Raw genomic sequence first — 24,210 nt, 5'->3', positions numbered from 1 at the left:
CGAGCGTATCGGCGGCCGCAGTAGAAGGGGGGTGAGATATGCGGGCCAGCCACTGGTTCATAAAATGAACCCAACCACCCGCGCCAACGGCTCCCGGTCGCGGTCGTCCCGATCGCGCACCTCCACCTCCACCCGCACCAGGCCGCCCAGGGTCACGCCTTCCACGTCCACGCTGGCCTCGCTGACGGTGGCCCGCCAGTACCAGGTGCGCTCGCCCATCTCGCTCGTCCCTTCGCGACTGCCGATCTGCCGGGGTTCCATGCCGATGCGGTAGCGGGTGAGCAGATTCATGCCCACCCAGTGGGCGTGGGTACGGTCGCGCAGGTAGGCGGCATTGGCGGCATTCTCGCTGCCCACCTTGATGAGCGCGCCCATGGCCACCGCCAGGATGACCACCGCCACCAGGACTTCCAGCAGGGTGAAGCCGCGCTGTCCGTAAGGGCGTCTCGGGCGAGGGCAAAGGATCATGTACGAGCGCCCCGGCGCAGCTCGATGCGCCCGCCGGGCAGGCCGCGCACCACCCACGAGGCCTGCCGCGCCCCCTCGGTGATGATCTCCAGTTCGAAGGCGGTCAGCTCCCCACTGGGGCCGAGAATGACCTGAACGCCCGGGTTCTCGACATCCCGGAGCAGGCTCACCCGGGTGCCCTCCACGTACAGGGCGAAAGAGATCCCCAGGTCTTCCAGGTCCCGCCGGCGCAGGGTCTGGTCGTCTTCCACGGGTAGCCATTCATAGGTGCGGTCGCCCACCCGGTAACGGCGCAGGAAGACATAGGCATGTTCGGTGAAGCCCAGGCCCTGCTCCCGGGCGCTGAGGATGCCCTCGTCGCGCACCAGCTCAAGCAGCGCGGTGACCCGGCGGGCCTCCTGCTCCACCACCCGGTCCTGCCCGCCGCCGCCCATGCTGATCACCGCGAAGCTGGCCATGATGCCCACGATGAACACCACCACGATTACTTCGATGAGGGTGAAGCCCCGCTGCGGGGTGCGCAGCGCGGCCCGATGGGCGGACGAGGGGATCACGGATCAGTTGATGTTCCAGTTACCGATGTCGGCATCCGCACCGTCACCACCGGGACGGCCGTCGGCGCCGAGGCTGTAGATGTCGATGTCGCCATGGCGACCGGGATGGGCATATTCGTAGGGGTTGCCCCAGGGATCCATGGGCAGGCGGTCCAGGTAGCCTCCGGCACGCCAGTTGCGCGGCTCGGGGGAGGTGGTGGGTCGTTCCACCAGGGCGCGCAGGCCCTGCTCGGTGGTGGGATAGCGGAAGTTGTCCAGTCGGTAGAGGTTCAGGGCCTGTTCCAGCGTGCGGATGTCGTTGCGCGCCTTGGCGATGCGGGCCTCGTCGGGCCGGTCCATGATGCGCGGCACCACGATGGCGGCCAGAATGCCGAGAATGACCACCACCACCATGACCTCAATGAGGGTGAAGCCGCCCATGCGGCGGGATTTGTGTGCGATGCTGTAGTTCATGATTCGATCACTACCTCGTTCGTTCCTGTTTCGATAGTCTGACACTTTGTCATGGCGGCTGCATGAACAACCCGGCAAAACCGCGCCTGGCACGCTGGGCGCTGCCTCTCACGCTAGCCCTGGCCGCCCTGCTGGCCCAGGCCTTCGGCGGCCTGGAGGCCTTGCGTCTGGAACGGGGGCTATGGCTGGCACAGCCCTGGCGCCTGGTCACCGGCCAGCTCATGCACCTGGGCTGGGCCCACCTGGCCATGAACCTGGCCGGTCTGGCCATCATCTGGCTCATCCTCGCCCGACAACTGCCGCTCTGGCAATGGTGGATGACGGTGTTGGTCTGTGCGGTGGGTGTAAATCTGGGACTGCTGGCCTTCTCACCCACGGTGGGCTGGTACGTGGGCCTGTCCGGCATCCTGCACGGCCTGATCGCGGCCGGCGCCCTGGCCGGCCTGAAGCGCCAGCCCAGCCTGGGTCTGCTACTGCTGGGTCTGATCGCCAAGCTCGCCTGGGAGCAGTTCGCCGGCCAGGACCCCGGCACCGCACAACTGATCGGCGGCGCGGTGATCGTGGATGCGCATCTTTACGGGGCGCTCGCGGGGGCTGTGTGTAGTGCTTGTCTTCTGTTATTCCAGATGCATAGATATGCATAAAAAAAGATCAGCGTTATAGCCCAGATCGATATTGCCCCTCCCCCCCCCCACCAGATGACGCTGGTCGGGGCGGCGGGGGACGACCATCGAACTCTGTCACCGCCATCAGTGCCAAACCCGCGTTGAGCACTCCACTACCGCAACCGCCGCCTGCCGCGCACAGGCTATCTTCAGGGTATGGAGTGACATTGGATGTCAACAAGTAGATTAAATCTTGACGATCCAGCGAATCGTCGTAGCTGAGCAGGAGTGCCGCCACACCTGCAACCTGCGGCGCTGAGACACTAGTTCCTGACTTGTTCTCATAGTGGCTGTCATCGAGTGGGCTGGTTGTTCCCTGATCCGAGGTTGATAGGACCCAGATGCCTGGCGCTCCCAAATCAATCTGTGGACCATAGTTGCTGAACGACGCGCGATCCCCAGCTTTGTTAGTGGCTGCAACGGTCAAGACTCCAGGACAAACCCCTGGTACAACATGGTTCCTGCTACTCGACATTGAAACACCGCCGTTTCCAGCGGCAGCAACAATCAAGGAACCTTTCTCATGAACAGCATTCACCGCATCAAGCCAGGCACCCGTGCAAGACTGGTTAGCGCCCAGACTCATGTTAATTATTTTGGCTGCATCATGATTGTTTGGGACACCCGCTACAGGCAATCCAGCAGCCCAACGCATAGCATCGATAACATCAGAACTGTAGCCGTCACATTTCCCAAGCGCCCTGATTGGGAGAATCATTGCTCCCCAACTGACACCAGCTATCCCTTTGCCATTACTAGTCGAAGCAGCAACAATCCCTGCCATGTGAGTGCCATGCCATGAGCTGTGACTTACACGGCATTCCCGCTCTTCAGCCTCCTCCTCTGTCACCCAATCACCTGGATCACTGGGATCAGGATCGCGACCATCACCATCATTAGCCGTAAAATACTCTCCATCTGGGTCTGCACTGATGAAATCGTAACCAGCTTCAAGCACCTTTCCTTCAAGATCTTCATGAGCAAATAAGATACCGGTGTCCACTATTGCCACGACCACCGCCTCGCCAGTAGTGATGGACCATGCGGCTGGAGCATCAATTCCATAGTTGAGCGGGGGGGTCGTGCGCACCGGCTGCAGGTGCCACTGTTGCCCGAACAGGGGATCATTGAGTACTTCCATTGGAAACACTCGTGCATCCGGCTCCGCATACTCTACCCCCGGCAGCCGCGCCATGGCCTCGGCCATGGCCTGCACCTGTTCCAGGGGCATGGCACGAGGCAACCGCACCACGTCGGCACCGCCGGACATGGCGCGCAGGTAGACCACCTCGTGGCCCACGGCGGCGGACAGAGACGAGACCCGCTCCCGGGCGCGGGGTGCCAGCGCGCCGTCGGCCAGCACGGCCGGACGCATGGTCTCGCTCACCTTGATGATGATGCGGTCCGTGGGGGTGGCGTGAACGGTGGAGACGGCCAGGCAGATCAACGTCAACGCGATGATGCCCAGGGTCTTGCGCGCTTGCTTCATGTACCTATTCCGGAGACTGGTGCGTGACGCGGCGGTCTTCTTCCGCATACGCGATGGCGGGATCGGCCGCCAGCCGCTGGAGGATGGTTTCTGCCTGTGACACGGGCACCGGCTCGGCGGTGGCCAGCACGTGTCCTCCACCGCTCATTGGACGCACATGGACCAGCTCTGTTCCAGCGGCCCGGGACAGACGGTCGAGGCCCTCCGACGAGGCCGGGTCGAGACCACTGTCGGGGACCGGGACCAGGATCAGGCGCAGTACCCGAGCATCCTCCCGCAGCGGCTCGCCATTGATCTGGCAGCCTGCAAGCAGCAGGGCAGACAACCCCCCAAGCACAAGGCGACGTCTGCGTTGCATCATCAGTTCACCAGCTGGTTGAGTTCGAAGATGGGCAGCAGGATGGCCAGCACGATCACCAGCACCACCAGGCCCATGACCAGGATCAACACCGGCTCCAGGATGCCCATGATCATGCCGATGCGCGCCTCCAGTTCCCGTTCCTGGTTCACCGCCGCGCGCTCCAGCATGGCGTCCAGGCTGCCGCTGGCCTCGCCGCTCTTGATGAGATGCACGGTGATGGGCGGGAAGTAGCCGGTGCGCTCCAGGGCATTGCCGATGCCCGAGCCCTCGCGCACCCGCTGGGCCACGGTCTGGATGGCGTCGCGCATGGGCAGGCTGGCCACCACCTGGGCGGAGATGCGAAGGGCCTCCAGCACGGACACGCCGCTGGCGGAGAGGATGGACAGGGTGCGGGCGAAGCGGGCCGTGTTCATGCCCCGGGCCATGCGACCGGCCAGCGGCATGCGCAGGATCACCCGGTGCCAGGCGGTGCGCGGTCCGGGCTTCTTGAGCAGCCAGCCGACGGCCATGCCGGCCAGCACCAGGCCGAGCAGCATCCACAGGCCGTAGTCGCGCAGGCCGTCGCTCACGGCGATCAGGGTGCGGGTCAGCCAGGGCAGTTCCTGGCCGATACCCTCGAACACCTGCACGACCTCCGGCACCACGTAGGCCAGCAGGGCGATGGTCACCAACAGGGCCATGGCGGTGAGGATGGCGGGGTAGAACAGGGCCAGCTGGATCTTCTGGCGCATCTGCTGGCGGTTTTCCGTGTAGTCGGCCAGGCGCTCCAGCACCACTTCCAAATGGCCGGACTGTTCGCCCGCCTCCACGGTGGTGCGGTAGATGTCGGGGAACACGTGGGGGAAGTCGGACAGGCCCCGGGCCAGGGTGTGACCCTCCATCACCCGGGTTCGCACCGCCATGAGCATACTGCGGATGCGCGGCTTCTCGCTCTGGCGCGCCACCGTGCCCAGGGCCTCCTCGATGGGCAGGCCGGAACGCACCAGGGTGGCCAGCTGGCGGGTGAGCAGGGCCAGGTCCATGGCGCCGATGCCCCGCCCCAGGCCCGGCATGCGCACGCGGCGCCCCTCCCGGCTCTTGACCTCCTCCACCTCCAGCGGCGTGAGCCCGCCCTCGCGCAGCTGCTGGCGCACCTGGCGCGGCGTATCGCCTTCCAGGACACCCCGGACCTCGCGGCCTTTGGGGTTCAGGGCGGTGTATTCAAAGGCAGGCATGAAGGCGCCAGAGACAAGTTACTAGAGACAAGAGACAAGAGGCTGGCTTCCCAGGCGCGCAGGGAAAACTGATGCAACTGCTTGTCTCTTGCATCTTGTCTCTTGCCTCTAGTCTTCTTTCGTCACACGCAGCACTTCCTCCACCGTGGTCTGGCCGGCGAGGACGCGGCGCCGGCCGTCGGCGCGGATGCTGGGGCCGTGGGCGCGGGCGTGGCGTTCCAGCTGCTGCTCGCCGGCGCCATCGTGGATCAGGTTGCGCAGGGCATCGTCCACTTCCACCAGTTCGTAGATGCCGGTTCGGCCCCGGTAGCCAAGCCCGTTGCAGTGGTCACAGCCCACGGCGCGATAGAGCGTGGGCGGCGGCTCCTTGGCCAGACCGATCAGCTCGCACTCGGTCTCGCCGGCCGCATAGGGCTCCTTGCACTGATCGCACAGCACGCGCACCAGTCGCTGGGCCAGGATGGCCACAACGGTCGAGGACAGCAGGAAGGGTTCCACGCCCATGTCCCGCAGGCGGGTGATGGCGCCCACGGCGGTGTTGGTGTGCAGGGTGGAGAGCACCAGGTGACCGGTGAGCGAGGCCTGCACGGCGATCTGCACCGTTTCCAGGTCGCGGATCTCGCCCACCATCACCACGTCCGGGTCCTGGCGCAGGATGGCGCGCAGGCCACGGGCGAAGGTCATCTCCACCTTGGGGTTGATCTGGGTCTGGCCGATGCCGTCGAGATCGTACTCGATGGGGTCTTCGACGGTGAGGATGTTGCGGCTGCGGTCGTTGAGCTGGGTGAGCGCCGCGTACAGGGTGGTGGTCTTGCCGGAGCCGGTGGGGCCGGTAACCAGGATGATGCCGTGGGGCCGGTGGATGGCGCGCTGCATCACCTTGAGGGTTCTGTCGTCCATGCCCAGCTGCACCAGGTCCAGGCGCCCGGCCTGCTTGTCCAGCAGACGCAGCACCACCCGCTCGCCGTGACCGGAGGGCAGGGTGGAGACGCGCACGTCCACGGCACGACCGGCCACCTTGAGCGAGATGCGTCCGTCCTGGGGCAGACGCTTCTCGGCGATGTCCAGGCGCGCCATGACCTTGATGCGGGAGGTGATCAGCGGCGCCAGCACCCGGGGCGGTTCCAGCACCTGGCGCAGCACGCCGTCCACGCGGAAACGCACCGTGAGGCGGTTCTCGAAGGGTTCGATGTGGATGTCCGAGGCGTTCTCTTTCACCGCCTCGGTGAGCAGGGCGTTGATGAGCCGGATGATGGGCGCATCGTCCTCGGTTTCCAGCAGGTCCTCGGGCTCCGACAGGCTGCGCGCCACGCTGTCCAGGTCGTCCTCGCCCATGTCGCCCATGAGCTGCATGGCGTCGCTGGAGCTGCGCTCGTAACGCTCCCGAAGCAGGGCGTCGAAGCGCGCATCGCTGACCGCCTCGATACGCAGGGGACAACCCAGGTGGCGGCGCAGCTCCGCCAGGGTCTGACTGCTGACGCCCTGTCGGCAGGCGACGTTCACCGGCTGCCCGGATGAAATCTTCTCCTGCAGCAGGACCACGCCGTGGCGGCGGGCGAAACCGAAGCTCAGGCCCTGCTCCGGGCCCGCAGCCTGGGCCGCCAGTTCCTCGCGCAGCTCACCGGTCAGGCCGGCATTCTCCAGGGTCGGGGATGGACTGCTCATGGACGCTTGTTCACGGGCGGGCCGGTGGCGGCCTCACATCAATGGTGTTGCCCGCAGCGGGGGCGTTGGAGGCCTCGTAGGGTGGCGGCAGATTCAGCAGTTCCTCCCAGGGCGGCAGCACGGGCGCCACGTCACGGGACATGAACAGTGCGCCCCGCTCCCGTGCGGCGAGCTGTTCCGCGCGGATGTAGGAATACTTGGAGGCGGTCAGATGCTCCTGCACGGCGGAATCACGCACGATCACCGGATGCAGGAACACCATCAAGTTGCGTTTTTCCTTGCGCGCGGTGTCGTAGCGGAACAGACGACCCACGCCGGGAATGGAACCCAGGCCCGGCACCCGGTCCTGGGTCTGCACCAGCACGTCGTCGATCAGGCCGCCCAGCACCACCATCTCGCCGTCGTCCACCATGACGATGGTGCGCAGGCTGCGCTTGTTGGTGACCAGATCCGCGGCGGCCGTGGCGCCGGCCGCCACCTGGGAGACCTCCTGTTCGATCTCCAGGCGGATGGAATTGCCTTCGTTGATCTGGGGCTTGATGCGCAGTTTCACACCCACGTCCTGGCGCTGGATGGTGTCGAAGGCCTGGCCGGACTGCTCGATGGAACGGCCGGCGATGAAGGGCACGTTCTGGCCCACCACGATCTCCGCCTCCTCGTTGTCCATGGTCATCAGGCTCGGGGTGGAGAGGATGTTGCTGGAGGAGTCGCCGGCCAGGGCGCGCACCAGCGCGGCGATGGTGGTGGAGCCGGAGGTGCCGATACCACCCAGGAAGGCGCCGTCGCCCAGGTTGGGCGGAGTCGCCACCGCGCCGCGCAGGAAGGCGTCAATGCCACCCGCGACACCGATGATGCCCGAACCGCTGCGATTGAAATTGATCACGCCCACGCCGCTGTTGGGATTGCCCACGCCCCACTGCACACCCAGCTCGGTGATCTTGTCGTAGGAGACCTCGGCGATCACCGCCTCCACCAGCACCTGGGCGCGGCGCACGTCCAGCTGGTTGATCACGGCGCGCAGGTCGCGCACCGCGTCCGGCGGCCCGCTCAGCACCAGGGCATTGGTGCTCTCGTGGGCCTGGATGTTGATCCCGCCCCGTCCCTCGCGGCCATCTGCTCCGGGCACATCCATGCCCTGCACCAGCCCCTTGAGCACTTCCGCCATGTCCATGGCGTTGGCATAGCGCAGGTAGACCACCTGGGTATTGCCGCCCTCGATGCGGGTATCCAGGTGGGAGATCATGGCGCGGATAGCCACACGGCGCTTGGGATCACCGCCCAGCAGGATGCTGTTGGTGCGCTCGTCCGCCACCATCTGCATCTGGCCACGGCGACCCTCACCGCCGCCATGCAGGCTGGTGAGTACGCGCACCACCTCGGCGGCAGAGGCGTGACGCAGGGGGATCATCTCCAGATCCTCCCTGCCGTCCAGGTCGATGCGCGCCACCAGTTCGGCGATGCGCTCGGCATTGGCGGCGCTGTCGGAGACGATCAGCACGTTGGATTCGGCGGAGGCCACCAGGTGACCGCTCTGGGGCACCAGGGGACGCAGGATGGGGACCAGCTGGGCGGCATCCACGTGATCCACCTTGATCACCCGGGTGACGTATTCATCCCCCCGGCCGGTGCGCGGCGGCGCGACCGTGGGCACCTCGGTCTGCTTGGCCTGCACCTCGGGGATCAGCTTCACCACGCCGTCGCCGGGCACGGCGGCAAAACCGTGGATGCGCAGCACTGAGAGGAAAATCCGGTAGAGTTCCTCGCGCTTGACCGGCGCGCCGGAGATCACCGTGACGCGGCCACGCACCCGGGGATCCACCACGAAGTTGGTGCCGGTCTGCTCCGAGACCATGCTGATCAGGGCCTGGATATCGGCCTCCTTGAAGTTCAGCACCACGGTGTCGTTTTCCTGGGCCAGTGCCGGCTGCGCCAGCAACAGCGCCACCAGGACCACCACCCGGCCAAGCCATGGGCGCATCACACCGCTCCCCGTAAAGAATGCATCGTTATCTCACCTTGTCGGCCCCGAAGCGGGGCATGGATGAGACCGTCACGGCCCCACCTGTATGACCACGGACTCCGGACGTCCGTTGCGTTCGATATCCAGCCGCAGCTCGGTGGCGCCGGCCAGTTGTTCCATCATCGCCGCCGGATCGGTCATGCCGGCGATGGTCACGCCGTTGATGGAGGTGACCACGTCTCCCGGGCGCAAACCCGCCTGGCGGAACGCCCGCGCGTCCCGGCGCGGGGAAATGGCAAAGCCCCGGATCGAACCATCCTGCATCACCGGCTGGGCCTGCACCATGTCGAACAGGGTGCGCGGATCCTGAAGCCACTGCTGCCGGGTGTCCTCGGAGATCGAACCCGGCTGAACGCCGGGCTGTGCCATGGGCTCCGGCACCAGGACCGCCGGCGCCTCGCCGGACAGGGGCGCGTCCCGGGGCAACCTCAATTGTTCGAAACGCCCGGCCCGCCGCAGCACCACCCGGTCCCCGTGCACCTGCTCCAGGGTCGCGCCGCCGGGCAACTCCGCGCCCACGGCGTAATGTCGTTCATTGCCGCGCTCATCGGCGATCAGCGCCAGCCCCCGTTCCACCGGCGTGGCGGCCACCACGCCCTTGAGGCTGAGATTCAGGCGCGTATCCGGCGTATCCACAGGTACCGCCACGGCATCCTCTTCTCGCACCTCGGCCTGGCCGAACAGGTGCAAGCCCGCCACCCGGGCCAGGGCCGAGGCCGCAGGCGACTCGGCGCTGCCCGTCGCGGCCACCTGGGCGGGCGCCACCATCGGCGCCGGCAATACCAGGGGCGCAGGCGCCAGCAGGGCCCAGGTCAGGCGGGCCAGGGCATAGGCCAGCAGCAGGATCAGAAACACGGTCACCCAGCCCGCCAGGCGCGTGACATTCACCCGTTCCTGGAAACGGGTCGCCAGCCCCAGGGGCAGCTGCGCCAGGCTCATGGGCGACAACACACCCGGGCACGGTCCGGGACAGATCGTGTCTGATTGCTCATGGCCCCGAGTGTACTCCCCGTATGCAGACTGTTTCTATAGTACATACAGACACATCGGGCACATGCTTTCAAAATACCATGAAGTCGGGGCGTCGCAATCGCGCAGCAGGGTCGGGCATTATTGGTTGACGAGATGACAGGGGCATGACGGCCAGGCCCATGAAGTACATGCGGTTTTTGAATCGGGCTTGGTTATACTTTTCCTATCGACCCCCACCTCGAGGCGCTGGCAGTGATGGATATCCGCAGACGTGGCGAGAGACGCAACTGGCGCCGCCGGCCTGAATATCCCTTCCGCGACAGCACCGGGGAATGGGTGACCCACAACCGCCGCCGGATCGTGGAACGCCGCCTGCGCCTGGGTATCGACGAGATCCTCGACCAGGACCATCACCTGGGCAACCTGCTGCTGCACTACCGCGAGCAGGTCATCAACTTAAGTCCGCGGCCCGAATCCTTCATCCTCGGCCGCCGACAGCAATGCAACCTGGTACTGGACCAGGACTACGTCTCCCGGGAGCATGCCCGGATCGCCTTCAAGGACAACCGCTTCGTACTGATCGATCAGAGTCTCAACGGCACCTACATCCGCCTGCAAAACGGCGAGGTGGTGTTCCTGCACCAGGAGTCGCGACCCCTGACCGGCTCGGGCTATCTCAGCCTGGGCCGCCCCCTGAACGAGAACGGCGACAACCTGATCTATTTCTTTTGCCGGGAAGGTACCGAACAGCCCTGATCCCAGGCCAAAACGCCCGGAGGGCCGGGCTCCTGCCGGGCAAACACCTGCCTCGTAGGAGCCCGGCCCTCCGGGCAAATCAAGTCTGATGTCAGCCCCGCCTAGCCCGCATATCTCACCGGGATCGCGGGAGCAGGCGAAGGATTCGTGTCTGTAGGCGCCGCTCTGGAGCGAAACCCATAGCCGTAGCTATGGGTTGAGTGAAGAGCAAGCCTACGGGCGCGAAGACGAGCCTGAACCGCGATAGGACTCCGGCGGGAACACTCTGTCATGCTGAGGTCGGCCACCATTTTGACGTATTTGACTGATGTATCAACCTGTTGCACGCCCGCCGGTGTTCGACCGGTGTGATATGCGGGCTAGCCCGCCGGCGCCGTCCCCGAAAGCAGCAGGGACTTGCTGCGCATGGCCTTGGGCTGGGGCAGTCCCATCAGCTGCAGCACCGTGGGGGCAATGCCACTCAGGCCACCGCCGGTGGTGAGGCGCCAGCGCTCCCGGTCGATCAGCAGCAGCGGCACCGGGTACATGGTGTGCTGGGTGTGGGGCTCGCCGGTCACCGGGTCCACCATCTCGTCGCAGTTGCCGTGGTCGGCGGTCAGCAGCACCGAGAAGCCCTTGGCCTTGGCGGCGTCCAGCACCCGGCCCACCTGGGCGTCCAGGGCCTCCACCGCCTTGATCACCGCCTCGCGCACGGCAGTGTGACCCACCATGTCGCCGTTGGCGAAGTTCACCACGATGAACCCGTACTGGCCGCTCTCGATGGCCTTGATGGTCTCGTCGGCCACCTCGCTCGCACTCATCTCAGGCTGTTCATCGTAGGTGGCCACCGGCGGCGAGGGCACCATGACCCGGTCTTCGCCGGCGAAGGGCTCTTCCTTGCCACCGTTGAAGAAAAAGGTCACGTGGGCGTACTTCTCGGTCTCCGCGCAGTGGAACTGGCGGATCCCGGCAGTACTGATCACCTCGCCCAGGGTGATGGACGGGCGCTCCGGCGGGAAGCCGATGGGCGACAGGAAGCGGGGGTCGTACTCGGTCAGACAGGTCACGGACACGGGCTTGAAATCGCCCCGGTCGAAACCGTCGAACTCGTCCATGCCCAGAGCGGCGGCCATCTGCCGGGGCCGGTCGTTGCGGAAATTGAAGAACACCAGGGCATCACCGGGCCTGAGCATGCCCTCGGGGTCGATCACCCGGGGCTTGATGAACTCGTCGGTCTCGCCCGCCGCATAGGCGGACTCGATGGCCGCGGCGGCGGACGCGGCGCGCTCGCCGTCACCGTGCACCAGGGCGTCGAAGGCCTTCTTGGTCCGATCCCAGCGCTTGTCCCGGTCCATGGCATAGTAGCGCCCGCTCACGGTGGCGATGCGCCCGCCCGCCTCGGCCAGCAGGGGCTCCAGTTCGTCCAGGTAATTGGCAGCGCATTTGGGCGCGGTGTCTCGGCCGTCGGTGATCATGTGCACCAGGGGCTTGACCTCCAGGCGCTGACACAGCTGGATGAGGGCCTGCAGGTGGCGCACATGGCTGTGCACGCCGCCGTCGGACACCAGGCCCAGCAGGTGCAGGGGGCGATCCGCCGCCTTGGCAGCCTGGGCGGCGCCGTTGAGCGCCGAATTCTCGAAGAAGCTGCCATCGGCAATGGCATCGTCGATGCGCACCAGGTCCTGACGCACCACGGAACCGCAGCCCAGGGTCAGATGCCCCACCTCGGAGTTGCCCATCTGCCCGTCGGGCAGGCCCACCGCCCGGCCGCAGGCGTCCAGGGTGGTGTGCACGTGGGTGGAGAAGTATTCATCCAGGCGCGGCGTGCGCGCCTCCGCGACGGCGTTGTTGATCTTGCTGGGGTTGATGCCCACACCGTCCATGATGACGAGCAGGGTGGGGCAGCGGGGCGTCTTGTGGTCTTCGCTCATGGGGCGTCGTTCCGGGTCCGATGAATGACAGGTGGGCACGGAGCGCTGGAGAGGCATCGATCCGGGCCGGGGAGGGGTATTTTAGCAGATGCTGTTGGAGCGTGAGGGGTGGGTAAGTGGCTAGTGGCTAGTGGCTAGTGGCTAGTGGCTAGTGGCAAGGAAATACAAACAAACTGCCTCTGGGGTGGTTTTCCTTGCCACTTGAGACTAGCCACTAGCCACTGCTAAGCCCTGGGCTTGTCCTGGTCGCCCTGATCCGAATCCTTCTGCTCGCCCTCGCCCTTCTTGTCGTCCTCGGGGGCTTGCCAGCCTCGGGCCTCCTCATCGGCCAGACGGTCCAGCTCGGCGTCCATTTCCGCGTCGCTCAGGGGGCGGTACTCATCATCCCCGGTGGCCGAATCGGACTTGGCGCTACCGCTGCCGGCGGCAGATGCAGCCGCGGCTGCCTTGGCGGCGGCATGCCGTTCGCGCAGCGGATTGGGCCTCGGCTTGGGCCGGGAGACACCCTCGTCGATGTCCTCCTGGCTCCACTCGGCGTCGTCATACTGGGCCTCCGACTCACCGGTCTCCGCAGCCTCCCTGGCGCGGCGCCGCTGCATGATGCGGGACAACAGCAGGCCGATCTCGAACAGCAGCCACATGGGCAGGGCCAGCAGGGTCTGGGAGATGATGTCCGGCGGGGTGAGCACCATGCCGATGACGAACACGCCGATGATCACGTAGGGCCGCTTCTGGGCCAGTTTCTCGGGCGTGGTCACGCCCAGGGACACCAGCAGGATGGTGGCGATCGGCATCTCGAAGGCGATGCCGAAGGCCAGGAACAGCATGATCACGAAATCCAGGTAACGGGCGATGTCGGTCATCACCGCCACCCCTTCCGGGGCGGTGCTGGTGAAAAACGCGAAGATCAGCGGGAAGACCACGAAATAGGCGAACGCCATGCCCGTGTAGAACAGCAGGGTGCTGGAGATCACCAGCGGCGCGGCCAGGCGCTTCTCGTGCTTGTAGAGACCCGGGGCGACGAAGCCCCACAGCTGGTACAGCAGGTAGGGGATGGTCAGCACCACCGCCAGCAGCAGCACCAGCTTGAAGGGGATCAGGAAGGGCGCGGCCACCTCGATGGCGATCATGCTGCTGCCTTCCGGCAGGTGCACCATCAGCGGGTCGGCCAGGGCGGTGTAGATCTGGTTGGCGAAGGGGAACAGCGCCAGGAACACCACCAGGATGGCGAGCACCATGCGCAGCAGACGATTGCGCAGCTCGAACAGGTGGCTCAGCAGGGTGCCTTCCCCCTGGGCACCGGGTGCCGGTTGCTCAGGCTTTGGGCTCATCACGATCCTTGGCGGGCGGGGTGTCCTGCTCGGCCGGCTGGGCATCGGACACCTTGCCGGTGTCGGCCTCGGCCTTGCGCTGTTTCACCAGACGGGTGGCCTGCTCACCGAAATCCCCCTCCTCGGCGAAGCCCTCCTGCACGTCCTTGACCTCGTTCTCGATGGACTTGACCAGGTAGGAGGTCTCCTCCACCTCGTGGCGCAGACTGTCCTCGGTCTCCTTCATCATGTCCTTGAGCTGGCTGATCTCCTTGTTCTGCTCATTGAGCAGTTTGCGCAGCTCGTCGGTCTGGAATTCCTGCTCGATGTCGGCGCGCACGTTGGTGACAAAGCCACGGATCTTGCGCACCCACAGGCCCACCTCCCGGGCGAGGCCGGGCAGGCGGTCGGGGCCCACCACCAGGAGGGCCACCACCAGGATTACGAGGATTTCCCAGAAGCCGACGTCGAACATGGCAGTGCTCTGTCACGGGTTGGCAGGCGCGCAGGTGCGCGCCCGCCAACCACGCGACATCAGGCCTGGCGTTCCTTGTCCTTGCCGGATTCCTTCTTGGCCTCGGCGTCGATCACCCGGCCTTCGGTCTTGTCTTCCATTTCGCGGCGGGCGGTGGTGTCTTCCTCGCCCTCCTTCTCGTCGCCGTCACGCACGGACTTGCGGAAATTCTTGATGGCGCTGCCCAGATCGCCGCCCATGTTGCGCAGCTTCTTGGTGCCGAACAGAAGCACGACGATGACCAGAATGATCAGGAGCTGCCAGATGCTGATGCCACCGATACCCATTTGCGTTCTCCGGTATGTCTCTAAATCGATATGTAATAGTTATGAATGCTACTTGGCCCGACTGGCCTTTTCCTCAATGCCCGAGACACCGAAACGCCGCCCCAGCTCGGCCAGCACCGCCTCCGGACCCAGGCCCTGATGGGCCAGCATCACCAGGCAATGAAACCACAGATCCGCCGTCTCGTAGACGATCTGCTCCGGGTCCCCGTTCTTGGCGGCCACCACGGTCTCAGTGGCCTCTTCCCCAACCTTCTTCAGGATCGCGTCCAGGCCCTTGGCATACAGGCCGGCCACGTAGGAACTGTCCGGTGCCGCCTGCTTGCGGGCCTCGAGCACCCGCGCCAGTTCTTCCAGGATCCGATCACTGCTCATGTCTTGTCACCGTACATCTGATCCGGGTCCTTGAGCACCGGCTCCACCACCTGCCAGTCGCCATCCTGGTAGCGATGGTAGAAGCAGTTGTGGCGCCCGGTGTGGCAGGCGATGCCACCGCGCTGTTCCACCTCCAGCAGCAGGGTGTCCCGGTCGCAGTCCAGGCGCATCTGCACCACCCGCTGGGTGTTGCCGGAGCTCTCGCCCTTGTGCCAGAGACGCTGCCGGGAGCGGGACCAGTATACGGCCTCGCCGGTCTCCAGGGTGCGCTGCAGGGATTCCCGGTTCATCCAGGCGAGCATCAGGACCTTGCCGGTGCCGGTCTCCTGGGCGATGGCCGGAATCAGGCCATCCGGGTTCCAGTGAATCGTGTCTAGCCAGTCTGGGGACATGCTGTTCTCGCCGGCGGAATGCGCCGGAGCCTTCGACTTTATACGTTAATTGTTAAAGTTTAAACCACGGGGGATCGTGGCCCGGCGCGGGGTACAGGCCGTCAGAGCCTGACCTCCACGCCCTGCTCGGCCATGAACTGCTTGGCCTCGCCCACGGTGTGCTGGCCGAAGTGGAAGATGCTGGCGGCCAGCACCGCATCGGCATGCCCCCGGGTGACGCCGTCCACCAGGTGCTGCAGGGTGCCCACACCGCCGGAGGCGATCACCGGCACCCGCACCGCATCGGAGACCGCCCGGGTCAGCTCGATGTCGAAGCCGGACTTGGTGCCGTCCCGGTCCATGCTGGTGAGCAGGATCTCGCCGGCGCCGCATTCGACCATGCGCCGGGCCCAGTCCACCGCATCGAGGCCCGTGGGCTTGCGCCCGCCGTGGGTGAAGATCTCCCAGCGATCCGCCTCGCCGGGGCCGGAGACCCGCTTGGCGTCGATGGCCACCACGATGCACTGGGAACCCACCTTGTCGGCGGCCTCGCGCACGAAGTCCGGGTTGAACACCGCGGCGGTGTTGATGGAGACCTTGTCGGCGCCGGCATTGAGCAGGCGGCGGATGTCCTCCATGCGCCGGATGCCGCCGCCCACGGTCAGGGGGATGAACACCTCGGTGGCCACCTGCTCCACCACGTGCACCATGGTCTCGCGCTCGTCGTGGCTGGCGGTGATGTCCAGGAAGGTGATCTCGTCGGCGCCCTCGGCGTCGTAGCGCCGGGCGATCTCCACCGGGTCACCGGCGTCGCGGATCTCGACGAAATTGACACCCTTGACCACGCGGCCGTTGTCGACGTCGAGACAGGGGATGATGCGTTTGGCGAGCATTGATTAAGGCGCTAGAGGCAAGTTGATAGAGACAAGAGGCAAGAAATTCGCATCTGGCACCGCGAGGCCTGGCTGAGCCCGGCTTACTGATCAGCCAGTTTCTGAGCCTCGGCGAGGTCGATGGTGCCTTCGTAGAGGGCGCGGCCGACGATGACGCCGTCGATGCCCTCCTCGCTCACGGCACACAGACGGCGGATGTCATCCAGGTTGGTGACGCCGCCGGAGGCGATCACCGGTACATGCACGGCCTGGGCCAGCTTGACCGTGGATTCCACGTTCACGCCCTGCATCATGCCGTCCCGGGAGATATCGGTGTAGATGATGGCGGCCACGCCGTCCTGCTCGAAGTGCATGGCCATGTCGATCACGTCGTGGTTGGAGAGCTTGGACCAGCCGTCGATGGCCACCTTGCCGTCCTTGGCGTCCAGGCCGACGATGATGTGGCCGGGGAATTCCAGGCACAGGTCATTGACGAAGTGGGGGGCACTCACCGCCTTGGTGCCGATGATCACCCACTGCACGCCGGCGTCGAGATACACCTGCACGGTGTCGTCATCGCGGATGCCGCCGCCCACCTGCACCGGCAGGTCCGGGTAGCGGGCGACGATCTCGCTGATGATGCCGGCATTGCGCGGCTCGCCGGAGATGGCCCCGTCCAGGTCCACGATATGCAGTCGGCGCGCCCCGGCCTCCACCCAGCGACCGGCCACCTCCACCGGGTCGTCGGAAAACACCGTGGCGTCGTCCATCCTGCCCTGGCGCAGACGCACGCACTTGCCATCCTTCAGGTCAATGGCCGGAATCACCAACATGCTCGAGTCTCCTGGGATCATGACTGTGGCTGCCCATCCCAGCGCATGAAGTTCCTGAGCAGGGTGAGGCCCGCGGCCGCGCTCTTCTCAGGGTGGCACTGGATGGCAAAGATGTTGTCCTTGGCAATGGCCGAGGTGAAGCGGATGCCGTACTCGGTGGTGGCGGCCACCAGGGCGGGGTCGCCGGCCTCGAGGTGATAGCTGTGCACGAAATAGAAGCGGCTGTCCTGGGGGATGTCCCGCCACAGGGGATGCGCGCCTTCCTGATGTACCTGGTTCCAGCCCATGTGGGGAATCTTCAGGCGGTCGCCGCTGCCGGCGTCCCGCAGATCCGTTCCGAAAAACCGCACCTTGCCGGGCAGGATGCCCAGGCAGGGGGTGCCGCCGTTCTCTTCACTATAGTCCACCAGCACCTGCATGCCCATGCAGATACCCAGAAACGGGCGGCTGGCGGCCGCCTGGCGCAGCACGGCATCGAGGCCCCGGGCGGTGAGCGCGGCCATGCAGTCCCGGGCGGCGCCCTGGCCGGGGAACACCACCCGCTCGGCGGCGGCGATGACCCCGGGGCTGTCGGTGAGCAGCACGCGGGTGCCCGCCGGAGCCTCGTGCTCCAGGGCCTTGACCACGGAGCGCAGGTTGCCCATGCCGTAATCGACCACTGCCACGGTGTTCATGATCGCTGCCTTGCTCGGGATGCGGGTGTCGCGGCCTACAGGGAGCCCTTGGTGGAGGGGGTGGTGCCCTGCATGCGCGGGTCCGGTTCGGCGGCCATGCGCAGGGCACGGCCGAAGGCCTTGAAGATGGTCTCCGCCACGTGGTGGGCGTTGCGCCCGCGCAGGTTGTCGATGTGCAGGGTCACGGCGGCGTGGTTGACGAAGCCCTGGAAGAACTCGCCGAACAGGTCCACGTCGAAGTCGCCGATGCGTGCCCGGGGGTAGTCCACGTGGTACTCCAGGCCGGGACGGCCGGAGAAGTCCACCACCACCCGGGACAGGGCCTCGTCCAGGGGCACGTAGGCATGGCCGTAGCGGCGGATGCCCTTCTTGTCGCCCAGGGCCCTGGCCATGGCCTGGCCCAGGGTGATGCCGATGTCCTCCACCGTGTGGTGGGCGTCGATATGCAGGTCGCCCTTGGCAACGATCTCCAGGTCCACCACGCCGTGCCGGGCCACCTGGTCGAGCATGTGGTCCAGGAACGGCAGGCCGGTGTCGAACTGGCCCTTGCCCTGACCATCCAGGTTGATACGGACCCGGATCTGGGTTTCCAGGGTGTCCCGGGAGACTTCGGCGATACGCTCGGACATGGGTGCAATAAATCCGCGGATTGATCGACCTGCGATCATATCACAGCCGTTGGCCCTGGCACGCGCCGTCCGGCTTGCAGTGGCGTGCTGCTTGTAGGGCCGCGAAGCCTTCGGGTATCTTGAGCGTTAAGGTAGGTACAGGGACACCTCCTCACCACGGGAACCACGCATGCCCACGTCCAATATCATCGATCTGCATGGCCTGAAAAAGGCCTGCAGCAACTGCAGCCTCCACGACCTGTGCATCCCCATGGGGGTCAGTGACCAGGAACTGGACGCGCTGGAGCGCATCATCAACCGCCGCCGGCCTCTGCAGCGGGGCGAGTACCTGTACCGCCCCGGCGACCGCATGCAGGCCCTGTACGCGGTGCGTGCCGGCTCCGTGAAGACCTCCTCCATCAGCGACGACGGCCTGGAACAGGTCACCGGCTTCCACCTGCCCGGCGAACTCCTGGGTCTGGATGCCATCAGCGACGGCATCCACCCCTGCACCGCCCGGGCCCTGGAAACCACCTCCGTGTGCGAGATCCCCTACGACAGGCTCGAGGACCTGGCCGGCCAGGTGCCAGGCCTGCAACGTCAGTTGTTCCGCATCATGAGCCGGGAGATCCAGTTCGACGAACACCTGATGACCCTCCTGGGCAAGAAGTCCTCGGAGGCGCGCCTGGCCGCCTTCCTGCTGAGCCTGTCCAAGCGCTTCGGCGAACGGGGCTTCTCCCGCCAGGAATTCAACCTGACCATGTCCCGCAACGACATCGCCAACTACCTGGGCCTGGCGGTGGAGACGGTCAGCCGGCTGTTCACCCGCTTCCAGCAGCTCGGCCTGCTGGAGGTCAACCGCAAGCTGGTGCAGCTGATCGACATGGAAGGCATGCACCAGATGGCCGGCGCCCACGGCCCTGAAACCCTTGAAAAAGGCGGCCGGGGAGGCTGATAGGGGCAATTCAAAGTTCAAGATTCAAAATTCAAAGAAAAGGTCACCTCCCCCTTTGAATTTTGAATCTTGAATTTTGAATTGCCTTCAAAGCAGCGCTCTCGGCGAAAACACCTCCGCCTCACCCAGCTTCTCCGTCACCCTGACCGCCTCCGCCAGCAGCCTGTCCGCGCTCACGGGCCCCACTTCCTCGCAGGCGGCCACGTAGGTCAGGTGCAACAGGCCGCGCAGGCCCTCCAGGCCCACGGCCTGCGGCAGCTGGGACGCCTCCCCCGTGATCCAGTCGGTCACCTGCCCGCGCAGGCCCGCCGGCAGACCCAGGCCCACAAGGCGCTGCAGCACCCGCACCCGCACCCCGGTCTCCACCTGCCGCTGCACGAGCCCCTCCATGATCGTGCCGTACATGGACTCGAACACGGTCATGGCCCCCGCTGGCGGGGGCGGTGAGGCACTGGCCGCCGGGACGGCACCCCGGTCCGAGGGACCCGGGTCCGGGGCCAGGTCCGCTTCGTCCAGGGACAGGGCGCGTACCAGGGCCCGGTGCAGTTCGCCGCGCCGCGCCTCCTGCCCGGCCTGCCGGCAGATGCGCGCCAGGAAGTCGTGCAGGGCATAGACGGGCTTGTCCGAGAACTCCCGCTCCCAGAGGCCCAGCCCCTCACGGGCGGCGGCCTCGTCCATGAGGGAGCACAGTCCGGTGTAGATGGCGCGGCGGCGGCGACGCAATTCCCTGCTGTCCACGGCCATGACGCTCACCCCTTGCCCTTGTGCAGGACATCGGCCTGGAACTCCGGATAGCCGATCTCGTAGTGCTCGCTGAAGTCGAGACCCCGCTGCTCGTCCACCGTGGAGGCGCGCAGGCCCACGGTGCGGTCGATCAGGAAGTACATCAGCAGGGCCATGGGGAAGGCCCACAGGAAGCCGGCCAGGATGCCGATCAACTGCACCGCCACCTGCATGGGGTTGAACAGGTCGCCGGCCAGGAACAGGCCCGCCGCCAGGGTGCCCCAGGCGCCGGCCAGGCCGTGGGCCGAGACCGCGCCCACCACGTCGTCCAGGCCCAGGGACTCCAGCAGGCGCGTGCCCGCCACCACGATCATGCCCGAGACCAGGCCGGTGACCACGGCGAAGTGCGGGTCCATGGTGGCGGCGCCGGCGGTGATGCCCACCAGGCCACCGATGGAGGCATTCACCGTGGTGGTAAGCAGCACCGGCTGTCGCAGGATGGCCAGCAGGATCAGTGCGCCGGCGGCGCCCGCTGCCGCCGAGAGGTGGGTGTTGAGGTTGATCAGGCCGATGGAAACATCGGCGCCGCCGGTGCTGCCACCGTTGAAGCCGAACCAGCCCACCCAGAGGATGAAGCCGCCCAGGGCCACCTGGGTGAGGTTGTGGCCATGGATGGGCCGGCGCTCGCCGTTGGGGCCGAAACGCCCCAGGCGCGGCCCCAGCACCAGCACACCCGCCAGGGCCACCCAGCCTCCGATGGAATGCACCACCGTGGAGCCGGCGAAGTCGATGAAACCGAGGCTGGCCAGCCAGCCCTCGCCGCCGTGGGCGCCGCCCCAGGCCCAGCTGCCGTACACGGGATAGATGATGGCGGTGATCAGCACCGCACCCAGCAGGTAGGCCTGGTAGCGGGTGCGCTCGGCCATGGCACCGCTGGCGATGGTCACGGCGGTGGCGGCGAACATGGTCTGGAACAGCAGGGCCATGTAGTCGCCGTTCTCGGCGCCGATCAGGGCGAAATGGGACTGGCCGAACCAACCGGTGGGGTTGAAGCCGAACATCAGCCCGTAACCCACCAGCCAGAAGGCCAGGCTCCCCAGGCACACGTCCACGTAGTTCTTCATCACCACGTTGACGGCGTTCTTGGCCCGGGACATGCCGCTCTCCAGCAGGGCGAAACCCGCCTGCATGAAGAACACCAGGGCGGCGGCCACCGCCAGCCAGACCGTGTCCAGGGCGGGCAGCCAGTCCGGCGGCCCGGACTCCGCGGCCTGGGTGACGGCCGGGAACAGGCACAGGGCTGTGATGAGCATCAGGGGGGTGAAACGGGATCGGGGCAGGGTCATGGAATCTCTCGTCCTCTTGCTGGGCCTTGCCTGTGAATGAGCAAGGCCCATGCCAGAGGACAGATCCATGACCGGCGGCGGATGTCGTGTGATGAATGGCGCCTGGGCACGATAGATCCGACCGTCCGCGCACCAGGGCGGGGCAGGCGCACCGGGTCGGTGCCGCAGGGAGATCGAGATTCAAAATTCAAAATTCAAAATTCAAAGGGGGTGACGTTTCCTTTGAATCTTGAATTTTGAATTTTGAATCTTGAATTCTGAATTGTCCGTTATCTGGGCGGCGGCACTTCCAGCCAGAAGGTGACCGGGCCGTCGTTGACCAGGCTCACCGCCATGTGGGCACCGAAGCATCCCGTGGCCACGGGCGTGTGAACCGAACAGGCCAGGGACACCAGGTGATCGAACAGCGCCCTGCCGAGCCCGGGCTCGGCGGCCGGGGTGAAACTCGCGCGCATGCCTTTGCGGGTGTCGGCGGCCAGGGTGAACTGGGGCACCAGCAGCAGGCCGCCGCCGGTGTCCGAGAGGCTCAGGTTCATGCGCCCGGCCTCATCCTCGAACAGGCGGTAGCCCAGGATGCGCTCCAGCAGGCGCGCCGCCTGGGCCTCGGTGTCACCCCGCTGCACGCCGATCAGGGCCAGGATGCCGGGGCCAATGGCCCCCACGGTCTCGCCGTCCACGCGCACCGCGGCCTCGCTGACCCGCTGCAGCAGGGCGATCATCGCAGCATCACGGCCAGTTCGTCCGTGGCCCGCACCAGGGCATCCACGATGCCCGGTTCGCCGGCGGAATGGCCGGCATCCGGGATGATCTCGAGCTTCGCCCGGGGCCAGGCCCGGTGCAGGGCATGGGCCTGGTCCAGCGGGCAGACCACGTCGTAGCGGCCGTGCACGATGGTGCCGGGGATGTCCGCCAGGCGGTGGGCGTCGCGCAGCAGCCGGTTCGGTTCCAGGAAGGACTGGTTCATGAAGTAATGACACTCGATGCGCGCCAGGCTGAGCGCTACGTGGGGATCCCGGAAATGGTCCACCACCCCCGGATTGGGCAGCAGCGTCGCGGTGCGCCCCTCCCACTCGGACCAAGCCTTGGCGGCCGCCATGCGCGCCACCTCGTCCTCACCGGTGAGCCGGCGATGGTAGGCGGAGACCATCTCATCCCGTTCAGACTCGGGGATCGGCGCCAGGTAGTCCTCCCAGTAGTCGGGGAACAGGCGCCCGGCGCCCTCCTGGTAGAACCAGTGGATGTCCCGGGGCCGGCACAGGAAGATGCCGCGCAACACCAGTCCCAGCACCCGCTCCGGGTGGGCCTCGGCATAGGCCAGCGCCAGGGTCGAGCCCCAGGAGCCGCCGAACACCACCCAGCGCTCGATGCCCAGGTGTTCCCGGATGCGCTCCATATCGGACACCAGGTGGGCGGTGGTGTTGTCCTCCAGGGAGGCGTGGGGGCGGGATCGGCCGCAGCCCCGCTGGTCGAAGAGCACGATGCGGTAGGCGGCGGGATCAAAGAAACGCCGATGCCAGGGCTCGCAGCCGGAACCGGGGCCGCCATGCAGGAACACCACCGGCAGACCCTGGGCAGTGCCGCAGGTCTCCAGGTGCAGCCGGTGGGTCTGGTCCACGGCCAGGGTTTCCATGTGATAGGGGTCGATGGGCGGGTAAAGCACACGCATGATCGAGGACCTCAAGGCCTGTCCGAATGGGCCCCATCATAGCCCCAAACAGCCCAAAAGCGCCTGTGTAGGCCTAGGCCTACACGAATTGTGGAAGATTCCTACAAAAAAGGCCGTTTTTGGGCCTTTTCTCCCGCCACGGAATGGGAAATGATGGTATCGCCCTCCAGGGGAGGAGGTTTCAGGGAACCCCGGACACTCGACAGGACGTCGGATTCGGGTGTGGAACGGATCCCACCAGGGACGCTTTAATCACCAAGGGGCCAGGACGGCCAAACCCCGGTGCCAGGATGGCGCCGGGGTTTTTTATGCCCGCATCTCCTGGTGGCCAGAGCCCTTGCCCGCACCCTGAATGGCACGTATCTTCGGTCGGATGACCGACTTCATCGCACCCCCCAAATCCCTGATCCGCCTGACCGGCAAGGCCCTGGGCGATTTCCGCATGATCGCCGACGGCGACCGGGTGCTGCTGGGCCTGTCCGGCGGCAAGGACTCCCTGAGCCTGCTGCACCTGCTGCATCACTTCCAGCGCCGCGCCCCGGTGCGCTTCGAGCTGGCCGCGGTGACCATCGATCCCCAGAGCGAGAGCTTCGACCCCTCGCCCCTGATCCCCTACATGAAGGCGCTGGGGGTCGAGTACCACTACGTGCGCGAGCCCATCATGGAGCTGGCCACCGAGCACATGGACAACGACTCCTACTGCGCCTTCTGCTCGCGCATGAAGCGCGGCCTGATGTACCGCACCGCCCGGGAACACGGCTTCAACGTGCTGGCCATGGCCCAGCACCTGGACGACCTGGCGGAGAGCTTCCTGATGAGCGCCTTCCACGGTGGCCGCCTGAAGACCATGAAGGCCCACTACCGCATCGACGCCGGCGACCTGCGGGTGATCCGCCCCCTGGTCTACGTGCGCGAGCGCCAGACGGCCGCCTTCGCCGAGGCCGCCGGGCTGCCGGTGATCAGCGAGAACTGCCCTGCCTGTTTCGATATGCCCACCCAGCGCCAGCACATGAAGGAACTGCTGGCCCGGGAGGAGGCGGCCCTGCCGCGCCTGTTCCGCAACCTGCTCTCGACCCTGCGGCCGCTCATGTCCCAGGGCCTGGAGGACATCCCCGAGGCACCCGCCGCCCCGGCCCGCAAGCGGGCCTGAGC

The 24,210-nt window shown here is 66.2% G+C and carries 27 protein-coding genes; 4 read left to right on the top strand and 23 right to left on the bottom strand.

The window, feature by feature from the left end; all coding sequences use genetic code 11:
* Positions 1–57 precede the first annotated feature (57 nt).
* From gspI to gspG, 3 genes are read right to left on the bottom strand one after another with little or no spacing between them, the layout of a single operon-like run.
* A complete protein-coding gene (gene gspI / locus TGR7_RS01155) occupies positions 58–468 on the bottom strand; it encodes a type II secretion system minor pseudopilin GspI (protein WP_012636821.1) in 411 nt (136 codons plus the stop codon).
* The gene (gene gspH / locus TGR7_RS01150) at positions 465–1,022 is read right to left on the bottom strand and encodes a type II secretion system minor pseudopilin GspH (protein ID WP_012636820.1); all 558 of its coding nucleotides are present in this window, start codon (positions 1,020–1,022) and stop codon (positions 465–467) included. Before gspH ends, gspI begins: the two co-directional genes overlap by 4 nt.
* 3 nt (positions 1,023–1,025) lie before the next feature.
* On the bottom strand, positions 1,026–1,475 hold the full coding sequence (gene gspG, locus TGR7_RS01145; RefSeq protein WP_012636819.1) for a type II secretion system major pseudopilin GspG: 450 nt from the start codon (positions 1,473–1,475) through the stop codon (positions 1,026–1,028).
* Positions 1,476–1,537: 62 nt separating this feature from the next.
* Here gspG and rrtA point away from each other — a divergent pair, with 62 nt between their 5' ends.
* Complete coding sequence (gene rrtA, locus TGR7_RS01140; RefSeq protein WP_012636818.1) at positions 1,538–2,119, top strand: rhombosortase; 582 nt, start codon at positions 1,538–1,540, stop codon at positions 2,117–2,119.
* 13 nt (positions 2,120–2,132) lie between these two features.
* Here rrtA and TGR7_RS16920 read toward each other — a convergent pair whose 3' ends face one another.
* From TGR7_RS16920 to gspC, 6 genes are all read right to left on the bottom strand, one after another.
* Entirely contained in the window at positions 2,133–3,629 is a 1,497-nt protein-coding gene (locus TGR7_RS16920) for a S8 family serine peptidase (protein WP_012636817.1), read from the bottom strand.
* Between the two features lie 4 nt (positions 3,630–3,633).
* Positions 3,634–3,990, bottom strand: coding sequence for a hypothetical protein (locus tag TGR7_RS01130; protein WP_012636816.1), 357 nt, complete (start codon positions 3,988–3,990; stop codon positions 3,634–3,636).
* On the bottom strand, positions 3,990–5,204 hold the full coding sequence (gene gspF / locus TGR7_RS01125) for a type II secretion system inner membrane protein GspF (protein WP_012636815.1): 1,215 nt from the start codon (positions 5,202–5,204) through the stop codon (positions 3,990–3,992). Before gspF ends, TGR7_RS01130 begins: the two co-directional genes overlap by 1 nt.
* A gap of 108 nt (positions 5,205–5,312) precedes the next feature.
* Complete coding sequence (gene gspE, locus TGR7_RS01120; protein WP_012636814.1) at positions 5,313–6,869, bottom strand: type II secretion system ATPase GspE; 1,557 nt, start codon at positions 6,867–6,869, stop codon at positions 5,313–5,315.
* A gap of 10 nt (positions 6,870–6,879) precedes the next feature.
* Positions 6,880–8,847, bottom strand: a complete 1,968-nt coding sequence (gene gspD / locus TGR7_RS01115; RefSeq protein ID WP_012636813.1) for a type II secretion system secretin GspD — start codon at positions 8,845–8,847, stop codon at positions 6,880–6,882.
* A gap of 72 nt (positions 8,848–8,919) precedes the next feature.
* Complete coding sequence (gspC, locus tag TGR7_RS01110; protein WP_012636812.1) at positions 8,920–9,828, bottom strand: type II secretion system protein GspC; 909 nt, start codon at positions 9,826–9,828, stop codon at positions 8,920–8,922.
* Positions 9,829–10,116: 288 nt separating this feature from the next.
* On the opposite strand from gspC, the gene TGR7_RS01105 reads away from it, so the two are divergent.
* A complete protein-coding gene (locus tag TGR7_RS01105) occupies positions 10,117–10,617 on the top strand; it encodes an FHA domain-containing protein (protein ID WP_012636811.1) in 501 nt (166 codons plus the stop codon).
* Positions 10,618–10,976: 359 nt separating this feature from the next.
* Here the strand turns inward: TGR7_RS01105 and gpmI are convergent, their stop codons facing one another.
* The 10 genes from gpmI to hisB form a co-directional block, all read right to left on the bottom strand.
* Positions 10,977–12,527 (bottom strand): 2,3-bisphosphoglycerate-independent phosphoglycerate mutase, encoded by a 1,551-nt coding sequence (gpmI, locus tag TGR7_RS01100; RefSeq protein WP_012636810.1) that lies wholly within the window; start codon positions 12,525–12,527, stop codon positions 10,977–10,979.
* Positions 12,528–12,751: 224 nt separating this feature from the next.
* Positions 12,752–13,858, bottom strand: coding sequence for a twin-arginine translocase subunit TatC (gene tatC / locus TGR7_RS01095; RefSeq protein WP_012636809.1), 1,107 nt, complete (start codon positions 13,856–13,858; stop codon positions 12,752–12,754).
* Positions 13,842–14,312: a Sec-independent protein translocase protein TatB gene (tatB, locus tag TGR7_RS01090; RefSeq protein ID WP_012636808.1), complete on the bottom strand. Its 471-nt coding sequence runs from the start codon at positions 14,310–14,312 to the stop codon at positions 13,842–13,844. Before tatB ends, tatC begins: the two co-directional genes overlap by 17 nt.
* Before the next feature lie 59 nt (positions 14,313–14,371).
* A complete protein-coding gene (gene tatA / locus TGR7_RS01085; RefSeq protein WP_012636807.1) occupies positions 14,372–14,638 on the bottom strand; it encodes a Sec-independent protein translocase subunit TatA in 267 nt (88 codons plus the stop codon).
* Between the two features lie 48 nt (positions 14,639–14,686).
* The gene (locus TGR7_RS01080) at positions 14,687–15,010 is read right to left on the bottom strand and encodes a phosphoribosyl-ATP diphosphatase (RefSeq protein ID WP_012636806.1); all 324 of its coding nucleotides are present in this window, start codon (positions 15,008–15,010) and stop codon (positions 14,687–14,689) included.
* The gene (gene hisI, locus TGR7_RS01075; protein WP_012636805.1) at positions 15,007–15,402 is read right to left on the bottom strand and encodes a phosphoribosyl-AMP cyclohydrolase; all 396 of its coding nucleotides are present in this window, start codon (positions 15,400–15,402) and stop codon (positions 15,007–15,009) included. Before hisI ends, TGR7_RS01080 begins: the two co-directional genes overlap by 4 nt.
* A gap of 101 nt (positions 15,403–15,503) precedes the next feature.
* Positions 15,504–16,274, bottom strand: coding sequence for an imidazole glycerol phosphate synthase subunit HisF (gene hisF, locus TGR7_RS01070; protein ID WP_012636804.1), 771 nt, complete (start codon positions 16,272–16,274; stop codon positions 15,504–15,506).
* An 83-nt stretch (positions 16,275–16,357) separates the two neighbouring features.
* Positions 16,358–17,086 carry a 1-(5-phosphoribosyl)-5-[(5-phosphoribosylamino)methylideneamino]imidazole-4-carboxamide isomerase gene (hisA, locus tag TGR7_RS01065; RefSeq protein WP_012636803.1) on the bottom strand — a complete coding sequence of 243 codons (729 nt, stop codon included), beginning with the start codon at positions 17,084–17,086 and terminating at the stop codon, positions 16,358–16,360.
* 17 nt (positions 17,087–17,103) lie between these two features.
* Complete coding sequence (gene hisH, locus TGR7_RS01060; protein WP_012636802.1) at positions 17,104–17,760, bottom strand: imidazole glycerol phosphate synthase subunit HisH; 657 nt, start codon at positions 17,758–17,760, stop codon at positions 17,104–17,106.
* A gap of 35 nt (positions 17,761–17,795) precedes the next feature.
* Positions 17,796–18,389, bottom strand: a complete 594-nt coding sequence (gene hisB / locus TGR7_RS01055; protein WP_012636801.1) for an imidazoleglycerol-phosphate dehydratase HisB — start codon at positions 18,387–18,389, stop codon at positions 17,796–17,798.
* A 169-nt stretch (positions 18,390–18,558) separates the two neighbouring features.
* Between hisB and fnr the strand changes: the two genes are divergently transcribed.
* Entirely contained in the window at positions 18,559–19,323 is a 765-nt protein-coding gene (fnr, locus tag TGR7_RS01050) for a fumarate/nitrate reduction transcriptional regulator Fnr (RefSeq protein WP_012636800.1), read from the top strand.
* 87 nt (positions 19,324–19,410) lie between these two features.
* Here fnr and TGR7_RS01045 read toward each other — a convergent pair whose 3' ends face one another.
* The 4 genes from TGR7_RS01045 to pip all read right to left on the bottom strand — a co-directional run bounded on the left by TGR7_RS01045 (position 19,411) and on the right by pip (position 23,058).
* Entirely contained in the window at positions 19,411–20,067 is a 657-nt protein-coding gene (locus TGR7_RS01045) for a hypothetical protein (protein WP_012636799.1), read from the bottom strand.
* Positions 20,068–20,072: 5 nt separating this feature from the next.
* On the bottom strand, positions 20,073–21,392 hold the full coding sequence (locus TGR7_RS01040; protein WP_012636798.1) for an ammonium transporter: 1,320 nt from the start codon (positions 21,390–21,392) through the stop codon (positions 20,073–20,075).
* 269 nt (positions 21,393–21,661) lie between these two features.
* On the bottom strand, positions 21,662–22,111 hold the full coding sequence (gene dtd, locus TGR7_RS01035; RefSeq protein ID WP_012636797.1) for a D-aminoacyl-tRNA deacylase: 450 nt from the start codon (positions 22,109–22,111) through the stop codon (positions 21,662–21,664).
* Positions 22,108–23,058 carry a prolyl aminopeptidase gene (gene pip, locus TGR7_RS01030; protein ID WP_012636796.1) on the bottom strand — a complete coding sequence of 317 codons (951 nt, stop codon included), beginning with the start codon at positions 23,056–23,058 and terminating at the stop codon, positions 22,108–22,110. Before pip ends, dtd begins: the two co-directional genes overlap by 4 nt.
* A 352-nt stretch (positions 23,059–23,410) precedes the next feature.
* On the opposite strand from pip, the gene TGR7_RS01025 reads away from it, so the two are divergent.
* A complete protein-coding gene (locus TGR7_RS01025) occupies positions 23,411–24,208 on the top strand; it encodes a tRNA 2-thiocytidine biosynthesis TtcA family protein (RefSeq protein WP_012636795.1) in 798 nt (265 codons plus the stop codon).
* The last annotated feature ends 2 nt before the right edge of the window (positions 24,209–24,210 follow it).

Source organism: Thioalkalivibrio sulfidiphilus HL-EbGr7 (assembly GCF_000021985.1).
GTDB lineage: Bacteria > Pseudomonadota > Gammaproteobacteria > Ectothiorhodospirales > Ectothiorhodospiraceae > Thioalkalivibrio_A > Thioalkalivibrio_A sulfidiphilus.
The sequence above is the reverse complement of the archived record's forward strand: the minus strand, read 5'-3'. Positions and strand labels throughout refer to the sequence as shown.

Bases quoted from the DNA above. Each gene is read 5' to 3' on its own strand.
- gspI (WP_012636821.1), bottom strand. From the start codon at position 468: ATGATCCTTTGCCCTCGCCCGAGACGCCCTTACGGACAGCGCGGCTTC.
- gspG (WP_012636819.1), bottom strand. From the start codon at position 1,475: ATGAACTACAGCATCGCACACAAATCCCGCCGCATGGGCGGCTTCACC.
- rrtA (WP_012636818.1), top strand. From the start codon at position 1,538: ATGAACAACCCGGCAAAACCGCGCCTGGCACGCTGGGCGCTGCCTCTC.
- TGR7_RS16920 (WP_012636817.1), bottom strand. From the start codon at position 3,629: ATGAAGCAAGCGCGCAAGACCCTGGGCATCATCGCGTTGACGTTGATC.
- TGR7_RS01130 (WP_012636816.1), bottom strand. From the start codon at position 3,990: ATGATGCAACGCAGACGTCGCCTTGTGCTTGGGGGGTTGTCTGCCCTG.
- gspF (WP_012636815.1), bottom strand. From the start codon at position 5,204: ATGCCTGCCTTTGAATACACCGCCCTGAACCCCAAAGGCCGCGAGGTC.
- gspE (WP_012636814.1), bottom strand. From the start codon at position 6,869: ATGAGCAGTCCATCCCCGACCCTGGAGAATGCCGGCCTGACCGGTGAG.
- gspD (WP_012636813.1), bottom strand. From the start codon at position 8,847: ATGCGCCCATGGCTTGGCCGGGTGGTGGTCCTGGTGGCGCTGTTGCTG.
- gspC (WP_012636812.1), bottom strand. From the start codon at position 9,828: ATGAGCCTGGCGCAGCTGCCCCTGGGGCTGGCGACCCGTTTCCAGGAA.
- TGR7_RS01105 (WP_012636811.1), top strand. From the start codon at position 10,117: ATGGATATCCGCAGACGTGGCGAGAGACGCAACTGGCGCCGCCGGCCT.
- gpmI (WP_012636810.1), bottom strand. From the start codon at position 12,527: ATGAGCGAAGACCACAAGACGCCCCGCTGCCCCACCCTGCTCGTCATC.
- tatC (WP_012636809.1), bottom strand. From the start codon at position 13,858: ATGAGCCCAAAGCCTGAGCAACCGGCACCCGGTGCCCAGGGGGAAGGC.
- tatB (WP_012636808.1), bottom strand. From the start codon at position 14,312: ATGTTCGACGTCGGCTTCTGGGAAATCCTCGTAATCCTGGTGGTGGCC.
- tatA (WP_012636807.1), bottom strand. From the start codon at position 14,638: ATGGGTATCGGTGGCATCAGCATCTGGCAGCTCCTGATCATTCTGGTC.
- TGR7_RS01080 (WP_012636806.1), bottom strand. From the start codon at position 15,010: ATGAGCAGTGATCGGATCCTGGAAGAACTGGCGCGGGTGCTCGAGGCC.
- hisI (WP_012636805.1), bottom strand. From the start codon at position 15,402: ATGTCCCCAGACTGGCTAGACACGATTCACTGGAACCCGGATGGCCTG.
- hisF (WP_012636804.1), bottom strand. From the start codon at position 16,274: ATGCTCGCCAAACGCATCATCCCCTGTCTCGACGTCGACAACGGCCGC.
- hisA (WP_012636803.1), bottom strand. From the start codon at position 17,086: ATGTTGGTGATTCCGGCCATTGACCTGAAGGATGGCAAGTGCGTGCGT.
- hisH (WP_012636802.1), bottom strand. From the start codon at position 17,760: ATGAACACCGTGGCAGTGGTCGATTACGGCATGGGCAACCTGCGCTCC.
- hisB (WP_012636801.1), bottom strand. From the start codon at position 18,389: ATGTCCGAGCGTATCGCCGAAGTCTCCCGGGACACCCTGGAAACCCAG.
- fnr (WP_012636800.1), top strand. From the start codon at position 18,559: ATGCCCACGTCCAATATCATCGATCTGCATGGCCTGAAAAAGGCCTGC.
- TGR7_RS01045 (WP_012636799.1), bottom strand. From the start codon at position 20,067: ATGGCCGTGGACAGCAGGGAATTGCGTCGCCGCCGCCGCGCCATCTAC.
- TGR7_RS01040 (WP_012636798.1), bottom strand. From the start codon at position 21,392: ATGACCCTGCCCCGATCCCGTTTCACCCCCCTGATGCTCATCACAGCC.
- dtd (WP_012636797.1), bottom strand. From the start codon at position 22,111: ATGATCGCCCTGCTGCAGCGGGTCAGCGAGGCCGCGGTGCGCGTGGAC.
- pip (WP_012636796.1), bottom strand. From the start codon at position 23,058: ATGCGTGTGCTTTACCCGCCCATCGACCCCTATCACATGGAAACCCTG.
- TGR7_RS01025 (WP_012636795.1), top strand. From the start codon at position 23,411: ATGGCACGTATCTTCGGTCGGATGACCGACTTCATCGCACCCCCCAAA.